10 protein-coding genes are annotated in these 12815 nt (G+C 58.0%); 8 read left to right on the top strand and 2 right to left on the bottom strand.

Features of this window, described 5'->3' with window-relative positions; all coding sequences use genetic code 11:
• The first annotated feature begins 106 nt into the window (after positions 1-106).
• Positions 107-1489 (top strand): hypothetical protein, encoded by a 1383-nt coding sequence (locus ACOYXJ_RS00695; protein WP_460367389.1) that lies wholly within the window; start codon positions 107-109, stop codon positions 1487-1489.
• Here ACOYXJ_RS00695 and ACOYXJ_RS00690 read toward each other — a convergent pair.
• Both ACOYXJ_RS00690 and ACOYXJ_RS00685 read right to left on the bottom strand, forming a co-directional pair.
• Positions 1471-2634, bottom strand: a complete 1164-nt coding sequence (locus tag ACOYXJ_RS00690; RefSeq protein ID WP_460367387.1) for a catalase family protein — start codon at positions 2632-2634, stop codon at positions 1471-1473. The genes ACOYXJ_RS00695 and ACOYXJ_RS00690 overlap by 19 nt on opposite strands.
• Complete coding sequence (locus tag ACOYXJ_RS00685) at positions 2631-4439, bottom strand: di-heme-cytochrome C peroxidase (RefSeq protein WP_460367385.1); 1809 nt, start codon at positions 4437-4439, stop codon at positions 2631-2633. Before ACOYXJ_RS00685 ends, ACOYXJ_RS00690 begins: the two co-directional genes overlap by 4 nt.
• Before the next feature lie 269 nt (positions 4440-4708).
• Between ACOYXJ_RS00685 and ACOYXJ_RS00680 the strand changes: the two genes are divergently transcribed.
• From ACOYXJ_RS00680 to ACOYXJ_RS00650, 7 genes are all read left to right on the top strand, one after another.
• Positions 4709-5425, top strand: a complete 717-nt coding sequence (locus tag ACOYXJ_RS00680) for an FKBP-type peptidyl-prolyl cis-trans isomerase (RefSeq protein ID WP_007919751.1) — start codon at positions 4709-4711, stop codon at positions 5423-5425.
• 294 nt (positions 5426-5719) lie between these two features.
• Positions 5720-6175 carry a YkvA family protein gene (locus ACOYXJ_RS00675; RefSeq protein WP_016987828.1) on the top strand — a complete coding sequence of 152 codons (456 nt, stop codon included), beginning with the start codon at positions 5720-5722 and terminating at the stop codon, positions 6173-6175.
• A gap of 112 nt (positions 6176-6287) precedes the next feature.
• Positions 6288-6629 carry a helix-turn-helix domain-containing protein gene (locus ACOYXJ_RS00670; RefSeq protein WP_095119981.1) on the top strand — a complete coding sequence of 114 codons (342 nt, stop codon included), beginning with the start codon at positions 6288-6290 and terminating at the stop codon, positions 6627-6629.
• Positions 6626-6997 (top strand): hypothetical protein, encoded by a 372-nt coding sequence (locus tag ACOYXJ_RS00665; protein WP_003223109.1) that lies wholly within the window; start codon positions 6626-6628, stop codon positions 6995-6997. The genes ACOYXJ_RS00670 and ACOYXJ_RS00665 overlap by 4 nt, the downstream gene beginning before the upstream one ends.
• Complete coding sequence (locus ACOYXJ_RS00660; protein ID WP_460367381.1) at positions 6998-7405, top strand: SEL1-like repeat protein; 408 nt, start codon at positions 6998-7000, stop codon at positions 7403-7405.
• 239 nt (positions 7406-7644) lie between these two features.
• A complete protein-coding gene (locus ACOYXJ_RS00655; RefSeq protein WP_460367379.1) occupies positions 7645-12414 on the top strand; it encodes an RHS repeat-associated core domain-containing protein in 4770 nt (1589 codons plus the stop codon).
• A complete protein-coding gene (locus ACOYXJ_RS00650; protein WP_401047233.1) occupies positions 12411-12788 on the top strand; it encodes a hypothetical protein in 378 nt (125 codons plus the stop codon). Before ACOYXJ_RS00655 ends, ACOYXJ_RS00650 begins: the two co-directional genes overlap by 4 nt.
• Positions 12789-12815 lie beyond the last annotated feature (27 nt).

Here is a 12815-nt window from a genome sequence, read left to right as displayed (position 1 = left end):
AACTATGTAGTGCCTGCCGGTTCCGTCGCTTTCGGACAATGAGCAATGTTCTTCATGACGCTTCTACGTCATAGAGCCAGCCAATTGCCCGACGAGAGCCAATCCAATGCCAAATCTTGCTGAAACTTCTGCCGCCGATGACGGCCAAGCGCTGTCGTTCCTGTCATCCAGTCCAGCCTTTCTTTCCAGCGATGACGCCGCTGCCTGTCTGCACGGCCTGTTGAAGGCCCCACGAAACGGCGAATTCAACGGGTTCATTCTGAAAACCGTTGATGCACGATTCATTTGCGCAGAGCGTATAGATGCGCCGATGGCCGACGACAAGAATCATCAGAGCGACGCAACCACCGGGCAACATGGCATACCCGCTGTAGTCGTCAGCGCGGCGGGGGAGCTGATTGTCCCGAGCGGCCTCACCCTTGAGGCGAGTTTTCACGCCCGTCCAGTGAAAGCGCAAGGTGCCGATGAGGCCACAACCGAATGGATTCAGCGTAATCGTTTCTTCGCAATCTCGGATTTGTCGGAAGTGATGAATACGCACCGAAAATTCGCGAAATGTTATCTATCCGCGCGTAATGGAGGGCTTCTGTCATACACATCGAAAAACTCGTCGTTTGAACAGGAGCTTTCGCCGCGACTTACCAGGAAAAGTAACGGCCAGCCTCGACGATTTGAGGCGTTGTATGAAGATGGTTCGATTCCAAGCAGCCTGTGGATCTTGCTGACGTTGGCCGCCGGAACAACAATGGTCGTCGTAACCGGTGATCTCTGGCGGCACCGGGGCCATCTCAACGCCAGTTGGAGGGCGGATATCCTGCAAGTACAGCCGGCAAACTCAGCAATGCCGATCTTCGGGCCGATCTTTCGGGATGCCAAGGATGTCGCGCTTTATCTGCATACCAAATTACCTGAGTCGACGGCAGCGCAGCCAAATGTCGGCTTCATCCTCAAACATAATGTCAGTGATTTTTTTATCCTGACCGAACCGGTTTCCAGCCCTTACGCCAGCTTCGACCGGGCACTACTGTTTCCCAAGGATCAGCACGGCAATCCATTGATCCCCCGCGAATTTCGTGTGCACGGCATTTACCATTCGATTCAGCCATTACCATCGGCACGTCTGGCACCGAGCGAAGTGGACCTTCAGCAGAATTTCTTCTCTGCAGCGGACCTCAAGGTCAGTCTGGACCATGTAATCGTGGCACCTCATCAACGTGTTTTCGCCATCACCCGCGATGGGGCGGTGCTACGTTTCGCCAAGCCGGTCATGCCCAAGGTCCGCGCGCTGCTTGTCGAACTGGCGCAAGGCCTTGAGCAGAAGTTGATCACTGGCGGGATCACGCCGACGATATTTGTCGACAAAGTTGCCGACGCCGGGATCCTCAGTGTTCTGTTCCCGAGCAAGACCTGGCCCACCATGGGAAGGATCACGGCATCGACCAGTATTGTTGCCCGCAGGCGCCATACGGATCATTCGCTGTTGCGTTGATGGCGATAGTCGCTAATTGCCTCGTACACCGCTTTGCGCAGCCGGTTGATGCCGCCGATCGGGCGATGCGCCTCAACGCCAAACCAAGGATTGAACGACAGGTTGTCGCATTGCAGATTCAGCGCCGGATCATCGAAATCCTGCGGCGGCAGCGTGATTCGCGCCACGGTTTCGAAAGGCGAATCCTGCTCACGCCATTCGATGCTGGTGTCTTCGATCGGCATGTATTTATTGGCATCCTGGCGCTGGATTTGCAGCATAAAACAGGCCGGCACCCGATCCGCCGACAACTGCTGATTCAACGCGCTGCGCAGGAAGTTCGGCAGGTCGTGGTTCTGTTTGGGCAATGTGTAAGCGGGGCAATTGTCCGGATCGGGTGCCACACGAAACTTTGCATTCGCGTTGCCGAATTTGTAGGGCGAAACCGAAAAGTATGTAGTCGCCGTCGGGCTGTCCGGCGGCGGCGACAATGTTGCCAGGGCAATAAACAAATGACGGATCTGCCAGCTGCGCGGGTCCCATCCGGGGAAAAACGCCATGACCTTCTTGCCGTCAGCCTGCGCTGCCACATTCTGACGATACTCGGCGACATCACTGACAAAGAAGTTCGGATGGCTGAACATCACGAAATCCTGTTCATGCGCTGCCTGACGGTTGTCGAGCAACTGTTTTCCCGAAACGTCCAGCAGTTTGATCGCCATGCCCCTGGCGTCGCGGATGCTGTCGAACTGTGGGTAGGCATTGCCATTGGACAGGCGCATCATTGCCTGCCAGGTTTTGCCTGGCTCACTGAATACGCCTTGGCGCAGCGACTGCGCCAGTTCCGGCAGAACCTGCACCTGAGCCTTGACGCAGCCGTGCGCCTTGGCATGTGCGTCGCGCAGATACCGTGTGCTTTCGCGATGTTGATCGACGATGCGCACGGCAGTCTGAATCACGTCCTGAGTCATCGCGGCTTCGCCGGGCGGAATCTGCTCCAGCGTCGAAACCGGGCCGCGGTGCTGCCAGGCAAACCATGCCGTGGCAGTGGCCCAGCCGAGGAGGCCGATGACGACCATTATCAGCAGGACTTTGCCAAGCAGGCGTCCAAGCCACAACCAGACTCTGGCCAACAGCGGCAGTTCTTTCTTGAAGGCCGAGATCATGGCAGTTGCGCCTCCAGTGGGCCGCCGAGGACTTTCAGGTATTCAAGCAGCGCCCAGCGTTCTTCAGGCAGCAGCAGCCGGCCAATCACGCCATTGCCGCGTTCGCCCGCGCGGAATTCATGGCCACTGTTGTGGTTGCCAGTGATGCGCGTGTCGAACAGGAAGCCATTGGTGAAGGCTTCGGTGCGATAACCCAGATGTCGCGGATCGTATTCGAATGTGCCTTTAAAAAAGGTCGTGGCGCGCTCATCTTGCGGCGACAGCAACTGATAAATGCTCGGCACCGAGCCGTTGTGCAGAAATGGCGCAGTAGCCCAGACACCGGCTAGCGGCCGGGCTTTGTAGGCGACTTTTTCGCGCACGCCGATTGGCAGGCCGAAGCCGTCCAGCCGGGGCTTTTCCTGTGGTGTGACGTTGGCGTCGCGGTAGGCGCGGTCTTCGACGAAGGCGGTGACATAAGCCAGGCCCCTGGCCACCGACAGTTGGCTCAGGTCCAGAGGTTCCTTGGGTGTCGGATGCAGTTTGACGTCCAGGGTTTCGAGTTCTTTCAGATCCCATTGCAGAGCTGTCAAATCGTAACGGTGACTGGCGATATTGTTCGCGGCGGTCGGGTCGGTGCCGATGACATCGACCGGCAGCATGTGCAAATGCTGCACCCAGCGCTCACCTTCCTGCGTCTGGCGCGGTACGTGACAACCGGCGCAATTCTCGGCAAACAGCGTGCGCCCCTTGGCTGCCATTGGTTTGTCGATGGCGCCAAGCAGCTCCTCTGGCCAAGTGGGCGACTTGAGCTTTTGCAGGGTTTTTTCGATCTTGTGCAAATCACGCACGCGCACGCTGGAGGCATAGCGTGCAGTGCCTTGCAGCGGCTGGCCGTTGCCATCGAAAAAATTCAGGGTGGCGCCGACGCCTAACGCTTCGCCGATGTTGCGCGCCATCGGCTGCTGCGCCGAGCCGTTCCACTGCACCCAATCGAACGTCCACATGTCCCAGAGCTGCGGGTAATCCACCGGGGCATTGGCCACGCGGTAGTTGGCGGGGGAGATCGCATCGCCAAACGACGCATTGGCAATGCGTCCAAAAGCATCGGCGCGGCCGGGACCTTCTTCGGTCGGGTAGAGGCCGCGATGGGTATCGTTCCAGGCGACTTTAAGGAATGTGTTCAGTGAAGTCTTGAAGTCTTTGCGCAATTGCTCGTGGCGCGCGTCGTATTCATCGCCCAGCACGGTTCTGGCAAAGCGTTCGAATTTCCATGGGTTGTAGTAAGTCGAGGTCAGACTTGCCACCAGAGCCTGTCCGAAACTTCCGCCGCGCAAAGTAGGAACACTGGAAGGCAGCACATGTTGCGCGGTACCGCCGTCGATCCGTACGGCCTGGCCTTTGAAACGCAATTCGCCGGTGTGGCAAGCGGCGCAAGTGATGTCCAGATATTGCTCGGAGCTGCCGGGATTCTGGTGCCGGGCAAAACCGACGGGGAGGTTACCCGGATTGTTCGCCGTGGCTTTCTGCTGCGGATCAATCAGAAAACCGAAACGCGCGAGGTAATCGGGTGAGGCGAAACGTTGCGCCGAGAAGGGCAGTTCCAACGCCTGGAACCACTCATAGCGCAGGCCTTTGACCTGCGTACCCTGAGGCGTGAAATAGTAGGTTTGCCGGTCTTCGTCACTCCACTGATCGAGGTAATGCACCTGCTCGGCGGGGGTATAGAAAGGCAATTTCGGGTTGGCGACGTAATACAGCACCACTGCGAGCACGAGTCCCAGCAGCACGACGATCAGGATCAGTACACGGAATAAAAGGCGCAAGATAAACATCCTTGTCGAATTGTTCCGCTGTTATGCCTGAGCCTGCACTATGCGGCAAGTGGCCATTACGCCAGATGATGCAAGAAGAAACGACGCTGATTGTCGGGACAAGATGACAGAAGCTTCATCGTCGCTTCGCGCCAATGCGTTTTAATCCCTGAACTTATCGGAAGTTTCCTGCTCTCATGCCGGTAGCCATTGGTCGTGGCGGCCTGATAAGCTCGCGGCTTTACTCGATTGCCCTTTCGGCGCATGAACAAGGAAATAGCATGAAACAGCATCGGTTGGCGGCGGCGGTTGCCCTGGTTAGCCTGGTCCTCGCGGGTTGTGATTCGCAGACCAGCGTAGAGCTGAAAACCCCGGCGCAAAAAGCTTCCTACGGTATCGGCCTGAACATGGGCAAGAGCCTGGCTCAGGAAGGCATGGATGATCTGGACTCCAAAGCGGTAGCCCAGGGCATCGAAGATGCCGTTGGCAAGAAAGAACAGAAGCTGAAAGACGAAGAACTGGTCGAAGCCTTCGCTGCACTGCAAAAGCGTGCTGAAGAGCGCATGGCCAAGATGAGCGAAGAGTCGGCAGCCGCCGGCAAGAAATTCCTCGAAGAAAACGGCAAGAAAGCCGGCGTGACGACCACCGCTTCGGGTCTGCAGTACGAAGTGGTCAAGAAAGCCGATGGCCCACAGCCTAAGCCGACTGACGTAGTGACTGTTCACTACACCGGCAAGCTGACCAACGGCACCGTATTCGACAGCTCCGTGGAGCGCGGCAGCCCGATCGATCTGCCGGTAAGCGGCGTGATCCCGGGTTGGGTTGAAGGTCTGCAACTGATGCACGTTGGCGAGAAGTACAAACTGTACATCCCTAGCGATCTGGCTTACGGCGCTCAGTCGCCAAGCCCGGCAATCCCGGCCAATTCGGTTCTGGTCTTCGACCTTGAACTGCTGGCCATCAAGGATCCAGCCAAAGAAGCTGCTGCTGCCAAGTAATTGGTAAAGGCTTCAACAACAACGCCTCGCTTATGCGGGGCGTTGTTGCATCTGGAGTCTGGCAAGGGTAAACAGAGCGAACCGATGCCGGTCGCGAGAGTCATAGCCATTGAGGCTGCCCGCGCTAGCCGCCCTGAGCAGCCAAGTCAATGAAATATTGGGGTTTTTTATGTGAGTAAAAAACGCCCGATCTGAGCGCAGCCCTTATGAAACGGGGCTTTCAGCGCTGAAATGCAGCTCTGTTCACAAGGTTATCCACAATTTGTGTGGATAACATTTCAACGGGAGGAATAGATGAAAGCTCCGTGGAATTTCGCTCGATTCCTGCCCCTGGCCGGTCGCCTGCTGGCACGCGGCCGCTTGCCGACCTTATTGTTTGCGGTCGCCAGCAAAGGCGCCGCGCAAGGCAATCGCCTCGGTAAACTCAAGGACGACTTACGTTTACTCCAGGCGTTGTGCCTGGCCTATTGGCGCGGCGAGTATCGGGCCATCAGTGGCAAAGCATTGATTTCGGTCGTGGCGGGGTTGATGTACTTCCTCAGTCCGGTAGATGCGATTCCGGATTTCATTCCGGTGTTCGGCATGCTCGACGACATTGCCGTCCTCGCCTGGCTGATGAAAACCCTCGACGATGAACTCAATGCTTTTCGTCTTTGGCGCAACCGTCAGCAGCCGGAAAAACTCGCCGTCGTCGAACGCCTGCCGGATACCCCCGAACAACTGCAACTTCAGGGGCCGAAAAAAACCTGATTATCAATACCCTCGTACAGATAGATACCCCCCGCGACCTTGGCCGCTGTTAGGATTACACTTCTAGGGAAAAGTGCCGACTCGCTAAGTGTTGTTGTCCTACGGGGTAGTCATGGATATTCAGATAATTGCACGCGATGGCGAACCCGAATACGCGGTTCTGCCGTGGGCTCAGTATCAGGCTCTACTAAAAGCAGCAGGCATCAACGAAACACCGTCGCGTCCGGCAGTCACGCCGCTCGCGGCCACACCAGACCCGATTCTTCCAGGCCTGGATCAACTACGCAGTTTGCGCGAAGGGAAGGGCATCGCCATTGAGGCGCTGGCCCGCACGGTAGGCATCAGCCCGTCTTATCTGGCCATGATCGAAAGTGGCGAGCGTCAGCCTGACGCCGCGATTCGCCGCAGCCTGGCCTGGGAATTGACGGTGCCAGGGTGGAGGGATGAATCGTGAGCGTACGCATCAGTCGTCAACATTGGGACGGATTGCTCGGAGAACTGGATCAGGCGCGCCGCCAGCGTCATCTACTGACTTATCGGGCCTTGCTCGAGCGGTTGCAATTGCCGACACCGGCCATGCAAACCTTGACTGCCGCGCTTGAGCATCTGGCCGCGCTGGATGCCAAGGCCGAACAACCGTTGCGCAGCTCACTGGTGATCAGCCAAGGCGCGAGTCGCCTGCCACGCACCGGTTTCTTTGAATGTGTTGAACGTCTGGGACGTTTTTCAGGGCCGTCGGATGGTGTTGCTGCGGCCTCTTGGCATGCCTCGGAAGTTGTCCGCGTTTTTGAATACGAGTACCCGGAATCGGCGGAGGCTTGAGTGTTTTTACGACTCAAGGCGCGGGCCAGTTACTGGCTGGCCCGCAGGCTGTTTCACTGGTCATGGTTTGTCCGTCAACCGCGCGGCTGGCGCTGGCTCGAAGGGCAGTTTGCGCGCATGGCCAACCTTGGCGATGTCGGGGCGCAAAGCTTCTATGGGCACATCCTGACCTTTCGTGGTGTCGGCCTGGGGGCGCGTGAAGAAGGTGTGCGCCTGTTGCGGCTGGCGGCACTTGCGGGTGATGGCAAAGCGGCTTACCAGATCGGTGTGATCAGCCTGGCGGGAACACCGAGCAAGTCGCCGGATCCTGTCGAAGCCGCACGCTGGTGGGGCATGGCCGCCAAGGCCGGGCATCCGTTGGCTGAGCTCAAATTAAAAGAGCTGAATGCTCGCGATTCAACACAGTAAATCCATTTATGTCCGTTCAAATAAACGCGGTGTGAGGTTTTCCTCATGCCGCGTTTACGTTTGTGTGCGCCTGTTTATCTATGAGTGATTTTTTACAGACAAGTCCTACAGTCATCGCCTACTTGCCTGACTTCTTTCCTGATTGATCCCCCGCACAGTTCCCGCGCCTAATTTTTGCGCGAGGGAACGCTCATGTTTGATCTGCTTATTCAGTCCACTTCGCACATCCGCGTGCGCTGATGGAAGCCGTCAGCCGCATCGAGCAAGCACTCGACAGCTTTCCCGCCACCCTCAGCCTTTACCGCGAGCAGCTCAAGCATTGGGTCAGTCGAGCGGCGGACAAGGTCAGTCACGCGGCGGATCTGCCGTCGCTGATGGGCATGGAGCGGGTCATTCGCTTCGGCTCCGATAGCACTGTCGTCAGCAGCACCGACAACGAGTTTTTCTCCGGCGTCGTCCAGTGCCCGGAGAGCGGCCCGATGCTGATCGAAAGCAAATTCGAGTCGGTGTACGACATTCCGCTCGGCAACATCGTGGTCGATGTGATCGCCATGGACGGTGGCGCAACCACCCCCATCACCCTTGATGCGCAAGGCAAGGGCTCTTTCAAAGGAGTACCTGGAAAGTTCTATCGGGTGCTGGTGCACAGCGTTGTCACTCCGGATCAGGTCGAGGATCTTTTCAAAGCCTATGACGGCCTGACCGCTGAGCTGGATGGCTGGCTGCGCAGCGAGTGGCAGGGTTTCAAGCCGCAGTGGTCGCAGTCGGTGGCGACGGCAGCGGGCAACGGCATGCTCGCCGGGAGTTGGGCGGCGATCGAGGGGGTGTGGGACAGCATTGGTTTGCTGTCGGACATTTTCAAGGATCCCGGAGCGTTCGCCGAGCGGTTGGGTGAGGGCGCCACGCAGTTGATGGCGCTGGCAGCGACAGCCCCCGACGTCATGGAAAAGCTTCAACTTCTGGTCAGTGACGAAGCTGCACTGTGTTTGTTGCTTCGCACGGCCAGCCTTTGGCTGGAGATGCTGCCGCCCAGTGAAATCGCCGGCAAAACTGCTGAAGCGGCGTCGATGATGATGGTGCAGTTGCTCATCGATGTGCTGATCAGCGTCGTCTTGACGTTCGTCAGTGGTGGCGCAGGCATCGCTTATCTGACGCTGCGTCTGGCGGATCGCGCCGTTCAGTTGCTGTCGGCGGTCAAGCGTTTGGTGCAGGCGATGTTCAGCATCGTCGAGGGCTTCATCAAATACGTCGATCAATACAAAAGCGTTGCCGCCCGAGGCATCGCCGCCGGGGTGAAAAAGGGGCGCATGCAATTGCGCTGGAATGCGCAGCGCAACACTTTGTTGAAGAAAGACGAGCCTCACGACGACTCGCCGGATCAGGCGAAAAATCCCAACGGTGACAGCGCCGATTGCGTGCCCTTCACCTGCACCAATGGCTGCCCGGTGTCGATGGTCACCGGTGAAGAACTGCTGACCCTGAGCGATGCGGTGCTCGATGGCGTGTTGCCGTTTGAGTTCACGCGGTTGTATCGCTCCAGCGCCGCCGAGATCGATATCGGGCTCGGGTTTGGCTGGAGCCATTCGCTGGCGCATCGGCTGGAGTTTGAGAATGACTTTGTTGTCTGGGTCGATCACGAAAACCGGCGTACCCGTTTTCCGTTGCCGAGCGTTGAACGACCGGCGATTCACAACAGCCTGTCGCGGGCGGCGATTTTCCTTGGCGATGAACCGGAAGAACTGATCCTCGCGCTGGCCGGGGAAACAGCGCGGTTTTATCACTTTCGCGCAGGACGACTGACGGCGATCAGCGATGCCTATGGCAATCGTCTGACGGTACAGCGCGATCGGTCTGACCGGGTGCAGCGACTGGACAACGGCGCCGGGCGTTCGCTGCTGTTGCGCTATGACCGCGCGCAGTTGCTGGGTGTGGATTATCAGGTGTTTCGCGACGGTGCCTGGAGCACCGAACAGGCGCTGGTCAGTTACCGCTACGACGCTTACCAGCACCTGATCGAAGCGACTAACGCCGTCGGTGACAGCGAGCGTTACGACTACGACGACGCCCACGTGATTCTGCAGCGGCAACTGGCCGGCGGCGCGAGTTTCTTCTGGGAGTGGGAGCGTTCGGGGAAAGCGGCGCGTTGCGTGCGCCACTGGGCGTCGTTTTCGCAGATGGACACGCGCTACGTCTGGAAGGACGACGGCAGCGTCGCGGTGCATTACGTCGATGGCACCGAAGAAACCTACGTCCACGACGAACGGGCGCGGCTGGTGCGTAAAGTCTCGGCGGATGGTGGCGAGCAGCTCAAGGCGTATGACGATGCGGGGCGGTTGATCGCCGAGCAGGATGCCTTGGGTGCGGTTACCGAATACCGCTACGACGAGGTCGGACGGCTGATCGCGCTGATTCCGCCAGATGACGCGCCCACGTCCTACGAGTATCGCAACGGTTTCCTGCATAAACGCTCTCGCGGCGATGCGGTGTGGATCTATCGGCGCAATGCCGAGGGTGATGTCACCGAAGCGGTCGATCCTGACGGTCAGGTCACCCATTACTACTACGACACCCGGGGTCAGTTGCTGTCGATCCGCTACCCGGACAGCAGCCGGCATCGGCTGGTCTGGAATGCCCTCGGCCAGTTGACCGAAGAAACCCTGCCCGACGGTGGCGTACGGCGTTTTTCCTACGATGCGCTGGGGCGGCGGACCACCACCGCCGACGAACACGCTGCGGTCACCCGTCAGCATTGGGACGCCGTTGGCCGACTGATTCAGACGACATCTCCTAACGGCAGCACCCGCGCCTACAGCTACGGCGCCTACGGTCAGGTTACTGCCGAGCGCGATGAACTGGGGCGCATCACCCGCTACGAATACGACGATGATCTGCACCTGGTCTCGCGGCGGATCAACCCCGACGGCACGCGGGTGCAGTACCGCTACGACCATGCGCAACTGCTGCTCACCGAGATCGAAAACGAGTCCGGGGAAAAGTACCGGCTGGACTACACACCGACCGGGTTGATTCGCCAGGAATGCGGTTTTGACGGCCGCCGCACGGCGTACGCCTACGACCTCAACGGCCATCTGCTGGAGAAGACCGAGTTCGGGGATGACGGCTCTTGTTTGCTCACCGCTTATGAGCGCGATGCTGCCGGGCGTCTGCTGCTCAAAACCCTGCCCGACGGGATCAAGGTTTCCTACCAATACGACCGCCTCGGCCGACTGATCAGTGTCGACGACGGTCAGCAACACCCGCTGGCCTTCGAGTACGACCGTCAGGACCGGCTGATCACCGAACATCAGGGCTGGGGCACCCTGCGTTACCGCTACGATGCCTGCGGCCAGCTCCAGCGCATGCGCCTGCCGGACAACAGCAAACTCGACTATCACTACGCCAAGGGCGGTGCACTGGCCGCCATCGACCTCAATGGCGCATCGCTGACCCGGCATGTCTACCAGTCGGGCCGCGAACAACAACGCCAGCAAGGTCTGCTGCTCAGCGAATATGCCTACGACGATCAGGGACGCTTACTCGCCCACGCTGTAGGCCATCAGCACGATTCACTGTACCGCCGCGATTATGCCTACAGCGCCAACGGCAATCTGGCGCACATCGCCGACAGCCGCCACGGCCAGCGTACCTACGGCTACGACGCCCTCGATCGCCTGATCCGCGTTCATCACTCACGCGACGAACTGCCGGAAAGCTTCGCCCACGACCCGGCCAGCAACCTGCTGATGCAGGACCGTCCCGGCCCGAGCCAGATCAAGGGCAACCGCCTGCTGATGCAGGGCGACCGCCACTACGACTACGACGCCTTCGGCAACCTGATCCGCGAACGCCGTGGCCGCGCGCAGACTCTCGTCACCGAATACCGCTACGACTGCCAGCATCGCCTGATCAGCCTGACCCGACCCGACGGCCAGATCGCGACTTACCAATACGACGCTTTCGGCCGACGCATCCGCAAAACCGTCAACGGCGAGACCACCGAGTTCTTCTGGCAAGGCGACCACCTCGTCGCCGAAAGCAGCGAACACGAATACCGCAGCTACGTCTACGAACCCGGCACCTTCCGCCCGCTCGCCTTGCTCGATGGCAAAGGCCCGAAAAAAGCCTGTCCGTTTTATTACCAACTCGACCACCTCGGCACCCCGCAAGAACTCACCGACTACAGCGGCGACATCGTCTGGTCGGCGCAATACGACGCCTACGGCAAAGTCGCCGCACTGACCCTGGCCGGTGAGGACTACCTGAACCAGCCGCTGCGCTTTCAAGGGCAGTACTTCGACGGCGAAAGCGGACTGCATTACAACCGGCACCGGTATTACGACCCGAGGCTGGGGCGGTATCTGACGCCGGATCCGATCAAGTTGGCGGGTGGGCTGAATCAGTACCAGTACGTGCCGAATCCGACGGGGTGGGTGGATCCGTTGGGGTTGAGTTCTAACTGCCCGCCGCCGAATAAGCCTGGGTGTGAGGCGCCGGGTGGGATTGGTGGGGCTAAGGTTGATGAGGGGGAGCCCGCCCTGCCGGAGATGTCGGCGCAGGAACGGCGAGCGAGGATTGATGACTTGGCGGAGGCAAATGCTTTCAGGCGTTTGGATGAAATGGAGAAAGCCACACCAGGCGCACACTTCGTAGAAAAACATGGCAAACAAACCACATTGGCCTCTCAGCAAGAACGTTCAGTGACGGGAAGAAATCCATCGACCGGAGTCATAGAGCTTTACACCAACGGAAGGCGAGCAGGGCAGCCAAAAATTCCCAGTGCAGCCACTCACTTTTTTAGTAATCGAGACCAACTGAACGCCATACATCGTGCCCAGCTTATTTTTAGGCGGAACGGACAAATCGCGTCGAAGGAGCCAATGAATATGGGCAAAATTGTAGGTGAAGGATACAAGAGGGGGGGAGTCATTTACGGACAGCAAACACATGCAGTAGTAATTCTTGATAGAGCCGGCAAGCCGATAACCTCTTATACGGAATTTATGGAATGAAACGTAAACCTGAGTATTTTGTTTTGCGTGGTCTACTGTTTCTATTTGATATAGAAAATACTGACGACGACGCTCGTGAAAAAATCATTGTTTCAAAGAACGTGAATGATAAGAAGGAGCTTGCCGAGCTATTCGATATTCTTATGAAGCCTGAGTTTCTCTCTTATAGCGTTGAAGAGCGCGAGTGGTGTGTTGAAACGTTGAAACACTATTTGGACGTCGATGATGACTTTGATGCGGTATTCACGAAAATCACCACCTATTTCGATGATGATGTAGAGGATCAACGGCAGTTTATGCAGGTTTTGTTGAGTTGTTTATTGAGGTATCAAATCGAAAATCTAAAGGTTGACCCAGTAAAAAAATTTGATTGAGCTGCCTCTTCGCGCGGCCAGAGGGTT

Source organism: Pseudomonas sp. Tul2A7, assembly GCF_054790505.1.
This window is presented reverse-complemented; position numbering and strand designations above follow the sequence as displayed.